The 16432-nt window shown below is 42.5% G+C and carries 15 protein-coding genes; 9 read left to right on the top strand and 6 right to left on the bottom strand.

Annotated features, from left to right (window positions below; genetic code table 11):
• Positions 1 to 15: 15 nt before the first annotated feature.
• Genes BUC10_RS00620 through uvrB form a run of 5 tightly spaced genes read left to right on the top strand, consistent with a single transcriptional unit; the run spans position 16 to position 8319 of the window.
• Positions 16 to 912 (top strand): ABC transporter ATP-binding protein, encoded by an 897-nt coding sequence (locus BUC10_RS00620; protein WP_073175989.1) that lies wholly within the window; start codon positions 16 to 18, stop codon positions 910 to 912.
• An 11-nt stretch (positions 913 to 923) separates the two neighbouring features.
• A complete protein-coding gene (locus BUC10_RS00615) occupies positions 924 to 1757 on the top strand; it encodes an ABC transporter permease (protein WP_073175988.1) in 834 nt (277 codons plus the stop codon).
• A 28-nt stretch (positions 1758 to 1785) separates the two neighbouring features.
• A complete protein-coding gene (locus BUC10_RS00610; protein WP_073175987.1) occupies positions 1786 to 4500 on the top strand; it encodes a T9SS type B sorting domain-containing protein in 2715 nt (904 codons plus the stop codon).
• A gap of 59 nt (positions 4501 to 4559) precedes the next feature.
• Entirely contained in the window at positions 4560 to 6284 is a 1725-nt protein-coding gene (locus BUC10_RS00605) for a T9SS type B sorting domain-containing protein (protein ID WP_165614838.1), read from the top strand.
• A gap of 46 nt (positions 6285 to 6330) precedes the next feature.
• Positions 6331 to 8319: an excinuclease ABC subunit UvrB gene (uvrB, locus tag BUC10_RS00600; protein WP_073175985.1), complete on the top strand. Its 1989-nt coding sequence runs from the start codon at positions 6331 to 6333 to the stop codon at positions 8317 to 8319.
• 109 nt (positions 8320 to 8428) lie between these two features.
• On the opposite strand, the gene BUC10_RS00595 is transcribed toward uvrB, so the two are convergent.
• The 4 genes from BUC10_RS00595 to BUC10_RS00580 form a co-directional block, all read right to left on the bottom strand.
• The gene (locus BUC10_RS00595) at positions 8429 to 8854 is read right to left on the bottom strand and encodes an Hsp20/alpha crystallin family protein (RefSeq protein ID WP_073175984.1); all 426 of its coding nucleotides are present in this window, start codon (positions 8852 to 8854) and stop codon (positions 8429 to 8431) included.
• Positions 8855 to 8969: 115 nt separating this feature from the next.
• Positions 8970 to 9371, bottom strand: a complete 402-nt coding sequence (locus BUC10_RS00590) for a hypothetical protein (RefSeq protein ID WP_073175983.1) — start codon at positions 9369 to 9371, stop codon at positions 8970 to 8972.
• Positions 9372 to 9507: 136 nt separating this feature from the next.
• On the bottom strand, positions 9508 to 10701 hold the full coding sequence (gene sucC, locus BUC10_RS00585; protein WP_073175982.1) for an ADP-forming succinate--CoA ligase subunit beta: 1194 nt from the start codon (positions 10699 to 10701) through the stop codon (positions 9508 to 9510).
• A 151-nt stretch (positions 10702 to 10852) separates the two neighbouring features.
• Positions 10853 to 11491 carry an LON peptidase substrate-binding domain-containing protein gene (locus BUC10_RS00580; RefSeq protein WP_073175981.1) on the bottom strand — a complete coding sequence of 213 codons (639 nt, stop codon included), beginning with the start codon at positions 11489 to 11491 and terminating at the stop codon, positions 10853 to 10855.
• 168 nt (positions 11492 to 11659) lie between these two features.
• Between BUC10_RS00580 and lysA the strand changes: the two genes are divergently transcribed.
• From lysA to BUC10_RS00565, 3 genes are all read left to right on the top strand, one after another.
• Positions 11660 to 12898 carry a diaminopimelate decarboxylase gene (gene lysA / locus BUC10_RS00575; protein ID WP_073175980.1) on the top strand — a complete coding sequence of 413 codons (1239 nt, stop codon included), beginning with the start codon at positions 11660 to 11662 and terminating at the stop codon, positions 12896 to 12898.
• 1 nt (position 12899) lies between these two features.
• Positions 12900 to 13313: a DUF3995 domain-containing protein gene (locus BUC10_RS00570; protein ID WP_073175979.1), complete on the top strand. Its 414-nt coding sequence runs from the start codon at positions 12900 to 12902 to the stop codon at positions 13311 to 13313.
• Between the two features lie 70 nt (positions 13314 to 13383).
• The gene (locus tag BUC10_RS00565; protein ID WP_073177021.1) at positions 13384 to 13908 is read left to right on the top strand and encodes a thioredoxin family protein; all 525 of its coding nucleotides are present in this window, start codon (positions 13384 to 13386) and stop codon (positions 13906 to 13908) included.
• Positions 13909 to 13917: 9 nt separating this feature from the next.
• Here BUC10_RS00565 and guaB read toward each other — a convergent pair whose 3' ends face one another.
• The gene (guaB, locus tag BUC10_RS00560; RefSeq protein ID WP_073175978.1) at positions 13918 to 15390 is read right to left on the bottom strand and encodes an IMP dehydrogenase; all 1473 of its coding nucleotides are present in this window, start codon (positions 15388 to 15390) and stop codon (positions 13918 to 13920) included.
• A gap of 142 nt (positions 15391 to 15532) precedes the next feature.
• Between guaB and BUC10_RS00555 the strand changes: the two genes are divergently transcribed.
• Complete coding sequence (locus BUC10_RS00555; RefSeq protein WP_073175977.1) at positions 15533 to 15883, top strand: DUF6686 family protein; 351 nt, start codon at positions 15533 to 15535, stop codon at positions 15881 to 15883.
• 55 nt (positions 15884 to 15938) lie between these two features.
• Here BUC10_RS00555 and BUC10_RS00550 read toward each other — a convergent pair whose 3' ends face one another.
• Complete coding sequence (locus BUC10_RS00550; RefSeq protein WP_073175976.1) at positions 15939 to 16430, bottom strand: hypothetical protein; 492 nt, start codon at positions 16428 to 16430, stop codon at positions 15939 to 15941.
• Positions 16431 to 16432: the final 2 nt, after the last annotated feature.

Below are 16432 nucleotides of genomic sequence, written 5' to 3'. Positions count from 1 at the left end.
AAAAACGATTCCGTCTTGGAAACAATACTGACCGTACAAAATCTAACCAAAAAATTTGGTTTTCTCACGGCCGTGAAAGATTTGTCTTTTACTATCGAAAAAGGCAACGTATACGGCATTTTAGGCCCTAATGGAAGTGGTAAATCCACTACTCTTGGGATTATTTTGAACGTGGTCAATCGCACCGCCGGGGAATTTAGCTGGTTCGATGGAAATACTTCCACCCATGAGGCCTTAAAAAAAGTTGGGGCCATCATAGAACGGCCCAACTTCTATCCATATATGACCGCCATCCAAAACTTGAAATTGGTTTGTAAAATCAAGGAAGTTCCGGATACTAAAATCCAGGAAAAATTGGAACTGGTAGGACTATGGGACCGTAAGGACAGTAAGTTCCGGACCTATTCCCTTGGAATGAAACAACGTTTGGCCATAGCTTCGGCCCTGCTTAACGACCCTGAAATACTTATTCTTGACGAGCCCACCAACGGCCTTGATCCGCAGGGCATCCACCAAATAAGGGAGATTATAAAAAAGATTGCAGCCCAAGGCACTACCATACTCTTGGCAAGTCATTTGTTGGACGAAGTTGAAAAAGTGTGCTCCCATGTAGTGATCCTTCGCAAAGGGGAAAAATTGTACGCAGGACCGGTTGACGGCATGTTGGCAAGTCATGGGTTCTTTGAACTTCGTACCAAAGACCTGGAAAAACTGGAAAGCCTACTGGAAAAGAATGCCAGCTTTGGAAAAATCACTAGAGAGAATGGCACTTTAACAGCTTTTCTAAAAGAGGAGATGAATGCCGAGGAGCTCAATAAACTCCTTTTTGAAAAAGGCTTGGTGCTTTCCCATTTGGTAAAACGCAAAGAAAGTCTGGAAGAGCAATTTTTAACCTTGACCAAAAACAACTAATCAAAAAACGAATGGTACGTTTACTTCAAATAGAATTCATCAAACTTTGGAACAATAGGGCCAGTAAGATTCTCATCACTTCTTATTTTCTGTTACTGACATCAATCGCCTTGGTTGCGGCCATAAAATTTGATATTGGCCCCGTACAGTTTCATTTGGCAGACCAGGGTATTTTCAATTTTCCTTATATCTGGCATTTCAACACCTTTGTCACCGCCATCTTCAAATTGTTTTTGGCCATTGTCATCGTCTCTATGATGGCCAACGAATACAGCAACAAAACCATCAAACAAAACCTAATCGATGGTTTGTCCAAAAAGGAGTTTATTGCATCCAAGTTTTTGACCGTCATCTCATTTTCCCTTATTTCCACAGTTTTCGTTTTTGTGGTATCCATGATTTTAGGACTAGTGTATTCAGATTACAATGAAATCTCCATTATTTTCTCTGATCTGGAGTTTCTAGTGGCCTTTTTTGTAAAGCTGGTGGGGTTCTTCTCGTTCTGTCTGTTCTTGGGGATTTTTGTAAAACGCTCCGCTTTCGCCTTAGGGTTTCTTATCCTATGGGTAATTCTGGAACAAATGGTGTTTGGTTTGTTGGGTTGGAAGGTCACCAGCTGGGAAAGTGCCAAAATGATTAAAAGTTTGTTTCCTCTTGAATCCATGGCAAATCTAATCAAGGAACCCTTTTCCAGGCTTTCCGCTGTTCAAAATATTGGTCAGCAGATTGGGGAAAACATGAGTTTTGATTATCAGGTCTATTGGTATGAATTTTTAATTGTTATCCTTTGGACTGCGATTTTTGTCTATTTGTCATACGCATTGTTGAAAAAGCGGGATTTATAGTATCTTGTCAGGTACTGTTATCCTTTGAATGCTATATAGATATACTCTTTTTATACTGTTTGGGGTGCTTTCTTGTGGGGTTTTTGCACAAGGGGAAACTTCCAATTGGTATTTTGGGAACGGTGCGGGAATCCAGTTCAACAATGATGGTAGCGTTACTCCGTTGAACGACGGCAGACTCAATACATTTGAGGGCTGCACCACCATTTCCGATGCCATTGGCAATCTTCTTTTATATACCGATGGTATTACAGTTTATGATCGTACCCATAACGTAATGCAAAATGGTCGTGGACTTTACGGAGACCCATCAAGTACCCAATCCGCTATTGTGGTCCAGAAACCACAAGACCCCAACATACTTTACATATTTACTGTGGACACTGCTGTGTTTGAAGGTGATCCTGATAGAGGCATGAATTATTCTGTGGTCGATATGACCATGAACGGTGGTGATGGTGCAGTTATCCAAAAAAATGTAAACCTCCTGGCCGATTGCTCTGAAAAGATATCGGCCGTTATCAAAAATTGTCAGGATGAATCCATTTGGGTGGTAACCCTGGGTACTGAAAATGGAGGGCTTGGTGCTTTCGACACTTTTCATGCCTTTGAGGTAAGCGCTACGGGTGTAAATACCACTGCGGTTAAAAGTAAATTTGCTGGTCTGGAAATATTTGACCCCAGAGGTTATCTTAAATTTTCTGCTGATGGCACCAAATTGGCCTGCGCCAACTCGGCCTCGGGGCTATTTTTATATGATTTTGATGCTACCACAGGGATATTATCAAACCAACAGAATATTGGGGTGAGTGCCCCCAACAAGTTTCCCTATGGTGTGGAATTCTCCCCTAATCAACAATTTTTGTATACCCACACCTCCAACAATGCTCCCGCAGACGAGGTGGGCACACATTCATCTTCCTTAGTGCAGTACGACCTTACCGCACCGAATATTCAAGCTTCAGAAGTTGAAATCGACCGAAGGTCTATTTATCGTGGAGCCCTTCAATTGGGTCAAAATGGAAAAATTTATAGGACCATAGCTGAAAATTACCTTACAGGGACCTCCTATTTAGGGGTCATTGAAAACCCTAATGCAAAGGGGGATGCTGCCAACTACCGACACAATGCGGTTTTCCTGGGACCGGATAGGGCGACCCAAGGTCTTCCACCTTTTATTCAGTCCTTTTTCGACCGGGTGGCCATCATTAAAAATGCTGATGGAACGAGCAGCACTTCGCAAACCATATGTTTCGGGGAACCATTCACGTTGGAATCCGAGGTTATTCCCGGTGCCACATACAACTGGGAAAAGGATGGCAGCCCTCTGGCAAATAGTGGAAATACCTTTACCATAAATACCGCCGATATCACAGATTCTGGTCGCTATAGCCTAGAGATAATGCCCGCCGACCCAAGTGAATGTCCCATTGTTGGGGAAGCATTTATTTTAGTGAATCCACTACCAGATAATCCATCTCTGTTCTTGGCGCAGTGCGATATCGTCACGAATGGAGCTCCTGACGGATTGACCACGTTTAACCTTGAACAGGCGATTTTTAATTCGGATTATACTTATACCTTTTACGAATCATTGACAGATTTGGGCAGCGATAGTGCCATAGTGAACCCAATTGGCTACACCAATTCCAATCCCTACAATCAAACTATTCACTATAAGGTTGTTGATTCCAATGGCTGTGAAAATACGGGCGAATTGAATTTGGAGGTTAGGGACATCATCATCAATCTGGGAGACGAAAAAGTATTCTATACCTGCGATGAAGTTCCAGAAGATACTTTTTTAGAAGGGTTTTTCGATTTAAATGCGATTCAAGACGATGAATATGCCAGTGTAGATGTGGTTTTCTATGCCAATCAAGATGATGCAAGTTTGGAGCAAAATCCCATTTCAGGAGATTACCTCACTGGTTCGACCAACATTTTTGCGCGAATTGAAACCGGAAATGAATGTGAGGATATAGATCTAATCAATCTGGTGGTAAACCCCACACCATCTTTCGAATTTGAACAAGAAATAATCTGGTGTACCGACGGCCCACCATTAACCATTCAAGCACCGGGAGGGTTCGATCTCTATCAATGGTATCGGCTGGATGGCGCCAATATCGTGGCTCTTGGCAATAACAAAGAACTTGACATATCTGCCGTAGGCAATTATATTTTGGAAATTGGCTATCAATACAATACCGCTGAAGGCATATTTGAATGTTTCAACACGACTGATTTTGAGGTTGTGCCTTCCAATATTGCTTTTATCCAAGATGTTGATGTAACCGACCTCACTGACAATAATATGGTAGAGGTCATGGTAACCGGAGATGGAGATTACGAGTATTCCCTAGATGGGGTAAGCTATCAAGATTCCCCCATCTTCGAAAACGTGGAACCTGGTTTTGCCACCATAAGTGTGCGGGATAAGAACGGATGTGGTATTTCGGAACAGTTGATTTCCGTTATTGGATATCCCAAATTTTTCACGCCAAATGGCGATAACGTAAACGATACTTGGCAGCTCATTGGCGTTAATGAGGAATATCAGTCTGAAACCCTGATATCTATTTATGATCGTTACGGAAAACTAATGGCCCAGGTAAGTCCAAAAACAAGCGGTTGGAACGGAACCTTTAACAACCGTCAACTTCCATCATCAGATTATTGGTTTAAAATCAATTTAGAGGATGGGAGGGTTTACCAAGGGCATTTTGCGTTAAAAAGATAGGTTTATGGTCAGGAAATATTTAATTTAAAGGGTTTGATTTTGGTCAAATGTTAAAAAAATTGCTTTACATATTGGTCTTTCTGGTCAGCTTGACCGGATGGTCCCAAGACTGTCCCGACTTGCTTTTTCCGGTTGATGGAGCCACCAATGTCCCTGTAGATGCTACCATAGCTTGGGAATCATCGGACGGGGTTCCAGGATATCGGATTCGCTTGGGAACCACTCCAGGTGGTGCTGAAATATCAGAACAATCCGTAGGGAGTTCCACCTCCTATACGCCTAATCTGGGTCTACCTGAAAACACCACAATCTATGTGACCATCATTCTGGATTTCTTATTTCAGGGAAGCAGTGATATTGTGTGTAGCAGTCAGTCCTTTGTAACTGAAGATGTCACCACCGTTCCGGATTGCACCTCCTTTAGAAACCCTTTGGATGGTGGCACCAACGTTAGTGTATTCACTAACCTATCCTGGAACTATGCCCCGAGAGCAACAGGATACTATGTAACACTGGGTACCACTCCTGGCGGAAATGATATCTTACCACAGACCGATGCTGGAAATACGCTCTTTTTTGACCCTCCAGGAGAATTACCTGCTACCACTTTGATTTATGCGTCAGTGGTTCCTTTTAACGAAAATGGGAGTACCTCCAGCTGTTCCGAAATCAGTTTTAGAACAAGGGATTTAGCCCCCATTCCAGGTTGTACATCACTGGTGACGCCTTTTAGTGGAGAAACGGATGTTCCGTTGACACCGTTGATCGAATGGCTCCCCGTACCTGGAGCAACCGGTTATCGTGTTACCATTGGATCTACACCGGGAGGAGCAGATGTTTTGGACAACAACAGTTTTAGTAGCAATTCCACTTTTGTGCTCAATTTTGAGCCCAACCGTACCTTTTTCATAACTATAGTTCCCTTTAATGATGCAGGTAGCGCCATTGGATGTGCCCAAGAAAATTTTTCCACGCTATTGGGGTGTGGTCCCTATCTAGACCCTGATTCTGGAGAATTTGTGACTTTAAATCCAGTCTCCGATTTTCCGGATACCCTTTCATTTTGTGAAAACGAAACTCCTTTTTTAGTAACAGCTCCCGATACCGGAGATGGCTATCGTTGGTACCAAGTTGACCAGTTTGGGAACGAAACCCTTCTATCCGACACCAACGAGGTAATGCTCACTGAGAATGGAACGTATCGTTATGAGGTATACAATGAAGTGATTCAATTTGGTGAAATTATCGAGTGCCCCACTTCCAAGGAATTCCAGGTGGTATCATCCGAAATTCCGTCAATAAGAACCTTGATTCCGGTAGAAACTGCTACAGGGTTCCGAATCACCGTAGAAGCTACTGGAAATGGCGATTATGAATACGCCATAGACAACCGGGACGGACCCTATCAGGACAGCAATGTATTCGGTGATGTCCCTTCCGGCAGTCATGAGTTTTTTGTCCGTGATAAAAACGGATGCGGAATCGTAAGCGCACCCTTTATCCAGGATTTAACGGTTGAAGGTTTTCCCAAATTTTTCACGCCAAACGGGGATAATGTGAACGATTTTTGGCAATTCATCCAACCCAAAGAAGCAGAGATAGTTGTTCTTCAGAGCATTAGAATCTTTGATAGGTACGGACGATTACTTTCCGTAATCACCCAAAACTCACTGGGTTGGGACGGTAATTTTGGAGGAAGACCTTTGCCTGCTGGAGATTATTGGTTTGCTGCAACCGATGAAACAAATAGGGAAATAAGAGGCCACTTTGCCTTAAAAAGATAAACTCATTTTACTTCATTTTCGCTACTCCCTTTAGTATTTTTATAGGATGAAATTTCAGGTCGTATCCGAATTTGAACCTACGGGTGATCAACCTCAGGCCATTCAACAATTGGTACAAGGTATAAACGAAGGGGAACCCCATCAAACATTGCTCGGGGTAACGGGCTCTGGAAAAACCTTTACCGTGGCCAATGTAGTGGAACGTGTGCAACGCCCTACATTAGTATTGGCACATAACAAAACCCTGGCAGCACAACTGTATTCAGAGTTCAAGCAGTTTTTCCCCAAGAACGCGGTAGAGTATTTTGTATCGTATTACGACTACTATCAGCCCGAGGCCTATATACCCACCAGTGGATTATATATTGAGAAAGACCTTTCCATTAATGAGGATATTGAAAAATTAAGACTGAGTGCCACGTCCTCCCTGTTGTCAGGCCGGAGGGATGTTTTGGTAGTGGCTTCTGTATCTTGCCTTTATGGCATTGGAAACCCTGTGGAATTTCAAAAGAACGTAATTTCCATCCAGCGCGATCAGGTCATTTCGCGAACCAAATTCCTTAAACTTTTGGTACAGAGCCTATACTCAAGAACTACAGCTGATTTCAGAAACGGAAATTTCAGGGTGAAGGGAGATGTTGTGGATGTATTTCCAGGTTATGCGGACCATGCCTTTAGAATACACTTTTTTGGAGATGAAATCGAAGAAATAGAGGCATTGGACCCCTTCAACAATAAGGTAATAGAAATCTATGACTCCTTGAACATTTATCCGGCAAATATGTTTGTCACATCTCCGGATGTCCTCCATAACGCCATTTACCAGATTCAGGATGATTTAGTGAAACAGATTGACTATTTCAAGGACATTGGAAGGCCCTTGGAGGCAAAACGCCTTGAGGAACGCACCAATTTTGACCTGGAAATGATTAGGGAACTTGGGTATTGTTCTGGAATCGAGAATTACTCAAGATATTTGGACGGACGTGAACCGGGAACACGACCTTTTTGCCTCCTTGATTATTTTCCGGATGATTACCTCATGGTGATTGACGAAAGTCACGTTACCATTCCACAGGTACACGCCATGTACGGAGGAGATCGCTCAAGGAAGGAAAATCTGGTGGAGTACGGTTTTCGGCTTCCCGCAGCAATGGACAATAGGCCACTTAAGTTCGAGGAGTTTGAAGCGTTACAAAATCAAGCCCTTTATGTTAGTGCCACCCCAGCTGATTATGAGTTGCAATTGAGCCAAGGGGTATACGTAGAACAGGTCATTCGGCCTACGGGCCTGTTGGATCCCATTATAGAGGTTAGGCCAAGCATGAACCAAATCGACGATTTGGTAGAGGAAATTCAACAGCGCGTTGAACTGGATGAACGCACCTTGGTGACCACGCTCACCAAGCGTATGGCAGAGGAATTGACCAAGTATTTAGCCCGAATCGATATACGGTGTCGATATATCCATAGTGATGTGGACACCTTGGAACGCGTGGAAATCATGCAAGATCTAAGAAAGGGATTGTTCGATGTGTTGATCGGAGTAAACCTGCTCCGTGAGGGATTGGATTTGCCAGAAGTTTCCCTGGTAGCGATTTTGGATGCCGACAAAGAAGGGTTCCTGCGAAGTAACCGTTCCTTGACGCAAACGGTGGGACGCGCTGCCCGGAATTTAAACGGAAAGGCCATCATGTATGCGGATACCATTACGGAAAGCATGCAGAAGACCATTGATGAAACGAATTATCGGAGGGAAAAACAAATCAATTACAATGAGGAGAACAACATCACGCCAAAGGCGCTGAACAAAAATCTCGATAATGCCTTGGCCAAGAACTCTGTTTCAACTTATCATTTTCAAAAGGAAGAGTTAAGGGCCGCCGAACCCGACTTGGAATATTTGACCCCGGAGCAAAAGGAAAAATTGATCCGTGAAAAACGAAAGGCCATGGAAAAAGCGGCCAAGGATTTGAACTTTATGGAAGCCGCCAAGTTAAGGGACGAAATAAAAACACTTCAAGCACAGGAATAAAAGAAAGCGCGCCCCGACGAAGCAATGTCAGAACGCGCTATCAAACTAACCAACTAAACCAACCATCATGAAACACCCAAGTTGGTGTGCTTCAAAATCGTTACTTACCTTACCCTATAGAAATCAATCGTTTGGGTTCTGGCAGAGCTTCTTCTTTTTTAGGAAGACTTACCCGTAACACTCCAGCCTCGTATTTGGCATCGATCTTAGACCCATCAACGGTTTCAGGAAGCGTAAAAGCTCTTTTAAAGGAGGTAAAAGAGAACTCTTTTCGGGTGTAATTATCTTTTTCTTCGTTGTTTTCGGAAGTAATCTCACTGGAAATGATCAAAATATCGTTTTCCACCTCCACTTTAAAATCTTCTTTCTTACCCCCGGGAACAGCAAGTTCCAATTCATAGCCATCCGCATTATCCTTGATATTAACTGCCGGAGCGGCTACATTCCAATTCTCTGTACCTCCAAACCAATCAGGTCTTAAAAAGTCATTCATTAAGGCTGGAAAAAACAGATTATTTCTTTTTACTATACTCATGGTGATTCAATTTTTTATTAAACATGTAAATCACCCTTGTATAGTCAAATCCCATACCAACATCATTTAGATGTCATTTTGGCATTTTCTTAACAATTAATACTGACAATATGTCCTAGTTGTAGTGCGCTTTGAAGATATTGATCAACACATCCACCGGAACTACTTTGTCTGGATAGTTGTGCATGACCTCTAAAACCTGCCATATGGCTGAGGGAGGAAGTCCCATGGCCAAGCCAATGTTGTGGAGGGTTTGTATTTCTTTTTTATGCTGCTCCCGGTCGATATTCATCAAAAGCAACAATCTATGGAACTGCACAATTCGTTCCGCCTGTGATTTAAGAATCACTTTAGGGGATTTTTCCTTAAGCAGGGCATCAAAGGCTTCTTTTTTAACCCCAAGATTGGTAGCCACACCTAACAAAAAATTGTATTCAGAATCCTTCAGGGAATAATCTACCCTTGCAAAGGCGATCATCTCTGAAAGTATGCTCAATTTTTCCTCGTACGTCCCCATCTTTTAGGTTGTTGGTTCTAAATCCTTATACCATAACTCCAAAAGCCGGGACTTTAGTACATTATTAGGATAATTAACAATAAAAAAGGCAATGTAGAAACTACATTGCCTTTTGGTTATCTTGTTGATTGAAAGGTTATCCCAATACTTCCTTCACCTTGTCCGCTGCTTCTTGGAACTGAACGGCAGAATGTACGGCCAGTCCAGAATTATCAATGATTTCCTTGGCCAACTCGGCATTGGTACCTTGGAGTCTAACAATAATAGGCACTTTAATGGCATCCCCCATGTTTTTGTAGGCATCAACCACTCCTTGTGCTACCCTATCGCAACGCACGATTCCACCAAAAATATTGATAAGAATGGCCTTAACGTTTGGGTCTTTTAAAATGATTCGGAAAGCCTCTTCCACTCTTTTGGCATCGGCCGTACCCCCAACATCCAAGAAATTTGCAGGTTCGCCACCGGCCATCTTGATCAAATCCATAGTGGCCATGGCCAATCCAGCACCGTTAACCATACAACCTACATTTCCATCTAAATCCACATAGTTCAATCCAACCTCTCGAGCTTCAACCTCAATTGGGTTTTCCTCGCGAAGGTCGCGCATCTCAGCATAGGTTTTTCTTCTATACAATGCATTATCGTCAATGGACACCTTGGCGTCAACTGCCATGATTTTATCATCGGATGTCTTCAATACTGGGTTGATCTCAAACAAACTGGCATCACTCTGCTCATAAGCCTTGTATAAGGCGGAAACAAACTTCACCATTTCCTTGAAGGACGCCCCTGAAAGGCCAAGATTGAATGCTATACGTCTCGCCTGAAACGGCAACAATCCTGTTGCTGGGTTGATTTCTTCAGTAAAAATTAGGTGTGGTGTCTTTTCTGCTACCTCTTCGATATCCATACCCCCCTCGGTGGAATACATAACCATGTTTCTTCCAGAAGCCCTGTTCAACAATACAGACATATAGAATTCATTGGTTTCACTGTCGCCCGGATAGTATACATCCTCTGCCACCAAAACCTGATGCACTTTCTTTCCTTCTGCAGAAGTCTGGGGTGTAATCAGGTTCATGCCAATGATACTTCCTGCCAATTCCTCTACTTCCTTTAAGTTTTTAGCCAACTTCACACCGCCACCTTTTCCACGTCCTCCGGCGTGAACCTGAGCTTTGATCACATGCCAACCTGTACCGGTTTCCTGTGTTAGTTGTTTAGCGGCATCAACAGCCTCCTTGGCATTGCGGGCAACGATTCCACGCTGGATTCGTACACCAAAACTGGCTAAAATTTCTTTCCCTTGGTATTCGTGAAGATTCATCTTTGAACTGACTTTAATTTGCCGACAAAAATAGGGAACGCCATTGACAAATTGAAGATCAAAAGGAATTAATAGCCATAAAAGTGATTAAGCCACTTTTCCATTCCCAATTCAAACTGGATAAAACCTGATTCTGTTTCAATAAAATTACCTAACCCTTGAAATTCTTGAAATCCAAAGGGTCAAAATTTTTAAAATGGCCATTCATTTCGATAAGGGTCTTTGTTCGATTTACCTCGGTCAGTACCGTGGTGGTGGTATCCAAATGTTTCTTTATAAACAATAACCTATCGGTCTCTTTTGCTATCTGCAGCAACTCGTACTCCTGTTCAAACGAAAGTCCCATTTTGTGCGCCAAGGAAAAGCTATTGAATTGTTTCGGTTCAATTTTGGTGAAGGGTACATCCATCAATTGGTACAACGACTCCAATTTATCCAGGACTTCCTTGCGCAATTCTTCATCCGCTGTATATTCCACATCCAAAAACTCTATCTCGCCTCCAGCATATAGTTTGTCCTCCAATTGTTGTTCAAAAGTTAAAACCCTAAAAACCTGCCTTGCAACACAAACCACATCCATCTCCCCACCTTCATAAGTGGTTACCACTTCCACAAGTTGCACCTCTGTCCCAAAGGCGATGGTGTTGTCTATAAATACCGGGATACCAAAGGTAATCGCCTCGTTCCTACAATCGTTGATAAGCTGTTTGTAGCGTTCTTCAAAAATGTGCAAGGGAACCGTCTCTCCTGGAAAAAAAACCGATTGTAATGGAAACAGGGGTAATTTCATGCTGCTAATTTGCTTTAAAAGTACAATGCCCAGGGATAAGGCGCAAGCCTCTGTTTTTACGTATTGTTATTTTTACAACAAATTGTTATATTATTATGAATTGAAAAGATTATTCTTGTTTGGATTGATCGTAAGGTTTAGATTTGTTTTGAAAGATATTAGTAGCTTATGAATTCCCTTAATTTATTGAAGGTTGCAGAAGAATTTGGAGCACCGCTCTACGTTTACGATGCCGAGAAAATATCCAATCAATTTAAGCGATTGACCAAGGCATTCACAGGTGTTGGCCAACTGCGATTAAATTACGCCGCCAAGGCATTGTCCAACATTTCGATTCTAAGGTTGATGAACAATCTGGGCACCGGACTTGATACGGTTTCCATTCAAGAGGTAAAGTTGGGGCTCATGGCCGGATTCAAACCAGAATCCATCATATATACCCCAAACGGGGTCTCTTTGGAGGAAATTGAAGAAGCTGCAGCTCTGGGTGTTCAAATCAACATAGACAATCTTTCTATTCTGGAGCAGTTTGGAAGCAAACATCCCGATGTGCCCGTTTGTATTCGAATCAATCCACATGTAATGGCGGGAGGAAACTCCAATATTTCGGTAGGACACATTGACTCCAAATTTGGTATTAGCATTCATCAGATTCCGCATCTGTTGCGTATTGTTGATTTGACACAAATGAACATCAACGGAATCCACATGCACACGGGAAGTGATATTTTGGACATCGATGTATTCCTTTACGCTTCCGAAATCTTATTCGAAACGGCCAAAAATTTTAAAAACTTGGACTTTATAGATTTTGGGAGTGGATTTAAAGTCCCTTATAAAGAGGGAGATATCCAGACCAATATTGAAGAATTAGGTAAAAAACTAACTACAAGGTTCAACCAATTCTGTGAAGAATATGGTAAAGAACTTACGCTTGCCTTCGAGCCTGGTAAGTTTTTGGTGAGCGAAGCGGGTTACTTCTTGGCCAAGGTAAATGTGGTGAAACAAACCACCTCCACCGTCTTTGCAAGTGTTGATTCCGGCTTCAACCACCTGATTCGACCAATGCTGTATGGTGCCGCCCATGAAATCGTCAATATTTCAAATCCCAAGGGAAGGGAACGTTATTATTCCGTTGTGGGCTATATTTGTGAAACGGACACTTTTGGAAGTAACCGAAGAATCAATGAAATTTCTGAAGGGGACATCCTCTGTTTCAAGAATGCTGGAGCTTATTGTTTTACCATGTCCAGCAATTACAACTCTCGCTACCGCCCAGCGGAAGTGTTATGGTACAAGGGAAAGGCCCATCTAATTCGGGAACGGGAAACCTTCGATGATATTCTTAGAAATCAGGTGGACGCGAAAACCTTGTTTGAACAACCAAAAGCCGAGGCTATAAAATAGTATGGATGTATTGGCCATATTGATTTCGATTATTCTGATTGTATTGGCTATACTTCATTTTTTTTGGGCATTATATGGCATTAAGGAGCCTGAAGCCGTTGTTCCAACTCCAATAGGAAGTAATCAGGTGAAAACTCCAAATAAAATTATGGCTGCGCTTGTTGGCATTATTTTGCTAGGATTTGCCTTTGTGTTCATCAATAAAATTATCCATTATTTGGACTACTCATGGTTGCGATATGTTGCTATTGGCGTAGGTGTCATTTTTATTGTTCGTGCCTTCGGGGATTTTAAGTATGTAGGATTTTTCAAAACCGCCAAAAACAGCAAATTTTCAGCACTGGACACGCGCTACTATTCACCGTTGTGCCTATTAATGGGATTTCTAATCCTCCTCCTAGAATGGTTGGGTTAACACTATTTTGGCATAATTTTCGTTAGTTTTGTTAGGGTCGAAAGACCAAACCCAATAAAATAACGGAATGATGCGTGCAGATTTTACCTACTTAACCCGATTTTTTTTAATACTATTTTTATTTTCTGGGACTATTTCCCAAGCCCAAAATGTAGAATGGCTTAGCTGGGAAGAGGCCGTAGAGCGCTCACAAAAAGACGCCCAGCCCAAAAAGCTCTTTATTGATGTCTACACGGATTGGTGTGGATGGTGCAAGAAAATGGACAAGGATACTTTCCAAAATCCCGAGGTCGCTGCCTATATGAAAGACAACTTTTATATGGTGAAATTGGATGCTGAAGGAAAGGACCCCATAGAATTTCAGGGTAAAACCTTTAAGTTTATCCCTTCTGGAAGAAGGGGTTACCATGAATTTGCGGCGGCATTGTTGCAAGGAAAAATGAGTTACCCTACTGTGGTTTTCTTGGATGAAAAATTGAATATGCTCTCCCCTGTTCCCGGATATCAGAAGGCAAAGCCATTTATGCAGATTGCCCGTTATTTTGGCGATAACATTTACAAGGAAAAGGACTGGCAGGCCTACGCAGGGAAATAAATTCTTCTTTTACCTGCTATAATTCGGACTTTCTTTGGTAATGGTTACATCATGAGGGTGACTTTCGTTGATACCACTGAATGTTATTTTGACAAAGCGACCTGTTTCCTTTAAGGTTGCAATATCCTTTGCTCCGCAGTAGCCCATTCCAGCTCTAAGACCGCCAATAAACTGGTGCATGCTTTCATACAGGTCACCTTTGTATGGAACCCTTCCGACAATACCTTCCGGAACCAATTTTTTGATATCATCCTCTACATCCTGAAAATATCGGTCTTTACTCCCTTCTTTCATGGCCTCTACGGAACCCATTCCCCGATAGGATTTAAACTTACGACCTTCATAGATGATGGTCTCTCCCGGAGATTCCTTGGTACCCGCCAATAACGACCCCAACATCACCGTGTCTGCGCCGGCAGCTATTGCTTTGGGAATATCACCTGTGTATCGAATTCCACCATCGGCGATTACGGGAACACCTGTTCCCTTGATTGCCGTGGCCACTTCCAAAACCGCAGAGAATTGAGGAAATCCAACTCCTGCAACAACGCGCGTGGTACAAATGGAACCAGGTCCTATCCCTACTTTGACCGCGTCTGCCCCTGCTTCCACTAAGTACTTGGCAGCCTCGGCCGTAGCAATATTGCCAACAATGACCTCTAAATCTGGAAATGCTTTTTTCACCTCTTTCAAAACCCCTACAACGCCCTTGGTATGGCCATGGGCAGTATCGATTACGATGGCATCCACACCAGCATTGACCAATGCCTCAGCGCGATCAACCGCATCTGGAGTTACCCCGATTGCCGCTGCAACCCGCAATCTACCGTATTGATCTTTATTTGCGATGGGCTTTTGCGAAAGCTTGGTGATATCCCTGAACGTGATAAGTCCAACCAAAATATTGGCGTCATTAACAACAGGAAGCTTCTCAATTTTGTTTTTCTGGAGAATCACCTCGGCCTCTGATAAGGAAGTACCCTCACCAACGGTAACCAAACCTTCGGAGGTCATGACCTCTGTAATGGGGCGATCGTTGTCCTTTTCAAACCGAAGATCGCGATTAGTCACTATCCCTTGCAGTTTTCCGTCTCCATTTACGATGGGTATTCCTCCGATACTATGTTCCTTCATATTCGCTTTGGCATCTTTTACCAAAGCTGTCAAGGGAAGGGTAACCGGGTCCATGATCATTCCACTTTCAGCACGTTTCACCTTTCGCACTTTTATGGCTTGCTGCTCAATGGTCATATTTTTGTGCAACACTCCAATACCTCCTTCTTGGGCCATGGCTATAGCCATTTGAGATTCGGTAACCGTATCCATAGCCGCTGAAACTACCGGCACATTAATAGTGATGTTTCGAGTAAACTTGGTTTGGATATTGACTTCGCGTGGTAGAACTTCTGAGTATCCCGGTACAAGGAGAACATCGTCATATGTTAGTCCTTCGCCGACAATTTTATTAAGGTGGGCTTCCATTGCAATTACGGATTAATTGCGTGCAAATATACCATAATTTAATTCAATGATCGGAGCGGGGCTTTTCCTTAACATTTTTTAATTATTTTTATTTAGACTGATTATAAATAATTTATATCTTTGGCACCAAATGCGGTTAACTATGTGTCTGTCCCTTCGAACCTTAAAAAGAACCAAAAACGGTGTATTGAGCTTTTGTAATCAAAGCAAATTGTTTCAGCTGGTTTTCAACAACCTTTGTTTTGAGTTTTATGAATGGGAACTGGACGCATTTCGCAAACACATTTCCGAACTTGATACGGCTTACTGGGAAAAAATGGTTTCCTATGCCCCTACCCCACGGAAAATTCCCATTCCAGTTGGCAATAAATGCTTCGTTATCCTCATGGATACCCAAGAGGTTATTGAGCTTAGGATGCTGCTTGGCCTAAACAAAAGCAAGGTTACATTTTTACATCCTTGGGAGATTAACTACAGACATATCGAAAATTGATTCCCTATTGTTCATGGAAACCACTAGGTTTGGGAACGGAATTGGATTCAGCCTTTTACTTCTTTGGTACTGCGCACTGGAACAACACCAATCCCGCTGAAATTGTAAATGTCAACGTCATAAGTACTCCTGAGGCAATAACGACATATCGCATCCAAGAGACTCCCATCCACATCAGATAAATCCCCCCAAAGGTTAGGACAGCTGAAAAAAATGGTTCAATGGTCAAAAAAAGTTTCCACTTTTTGGGCAACTTGGCCAACCAAACCAATCCACCCAACAAAAAGAAGATAAATGACATGGAAAGGATATGTGTATGAACAATCGTCAGCATTTCACGTTCCCCTTTTTTGAATTTCATTACTTCTGCCCCCTCATCAGCCTCATTCCCCAAATAATTCTCTTCCACACCGGCCGGCGCAGTGGAATCAGTTTGTTTCACGAATAGGAGTCCCGTAAAAAAGCCTATGGAAAGTACAACAACAAAAGCTGCTATAAATAACCTTATTTCTCCCGGAAAGGTCTTCAAAATGCCATTATACATCATTG

It is taken from the genome of Flagellimonas flava (assembly GCF_900129665.1).
GTDB lineage: Bacteria > Bacteroidota > Bacteroidia > Flavobacteriales > Flavobacteriaceae > Flagellimonas > Flagellimonas flava.
The sequence above is the reverse complement of the archived record's forward strand: the minus strand, read 5'-3'. Positions and strand labels throughout refer to the sequence as shown.

Excerpts from the sequence above, each read along its gene's own strand:
- BUC10_RS00615 (WP_073175988.1), top strand. The coding sequence starts at position 924 with ATGGTACGTTTACTTCAAATAGAATTCATCAAACTTTGGAACAATAGG.
- BUC10_RS00610 (WP_073175987.1), top strand. The coding sequence starts at position 1,786 with ATGCTATATAGATATACTCTTTTTATACTGTTTGGGGTGCTTTCTTGT.
- uvrB (WP_073175985.1), top strand. The coding sequence starts at position 6,331 with ATGAAATTTCAGGTCGTATCCGAATTTGAACCTACGGGTGATCAACCT.
- BUC10_RS00595 (WP_073175984.1), bottom strand. The coding sequence starts at position 8,854 with ATGAGTATAGTAAAAAGAAATAATCTGTTTTTTCCAGCCTTAATGAAT.
- BUC10_RS00590 (WP_073175983.1), bottom strand. The coding sequence starts at position 9,371 with ATGGGGACGTACGAGGAAAAATTGAGCATACTTTCAGAGATGATCGCC.
- sucC (WP_073175982.1), bottom strand. The coding sequence starts at position 10,701 with ATGAATCTTCACGAATACCAAGGGAAAGAAATTTTAGCCAGTTTTGGT.
- BUC10_RS00580 (WP_073175981.1), bottom strand. The coding sequence starts at position 11,491 with ATGAAATTACCCCTGTTTCCATTACAATCGGTTTTTTTTCCAGGAGAG.
- lysA (WP_073175980.1), top strand. The coding sequence starts at position 11,660 with ATGAATTCCCTTAATTTATTGAAGGTTGCAGAAGAATTTGGAGCACCG.
- BUC10_RS00570 (WP_073175979.1), top strand. The coding sequence starts at position 12,900 with ATGGATGTATTGGCCATATTGATTTCGATTATTCTGATTGTATTGGCT.
- BUC10_RS00565 (WP_073177021.1), top strand. The coding sequence starts at position 13,384 with ATGCGTGCAGATTTTACCTACTTAACCCGATTTTTTTTAATACTATTT.
- guaB (WP_073175978.1), bottom strand. The coding sequence starts at position 15,390 with ATGGAAGCCCACCTTAATAAAATTGTCGGCGAAGGACTAACATATGAC.
- BUC10_RS00555 (WP_073175977.1), top strand. The coding sequence starts at position 15,533 with ATGTGTCTGTCCCTTCGAACCTTAAAAAGAACCAAAAACGGTGTATTG.
- BUC10_RS00550 (WP_073175976.1), bottom strand. The coding sequence starts at position 16,430 with ATGATGTATAATGGCATTTTGAAGACCTTTCCGGGAGAAATAAGGTTA.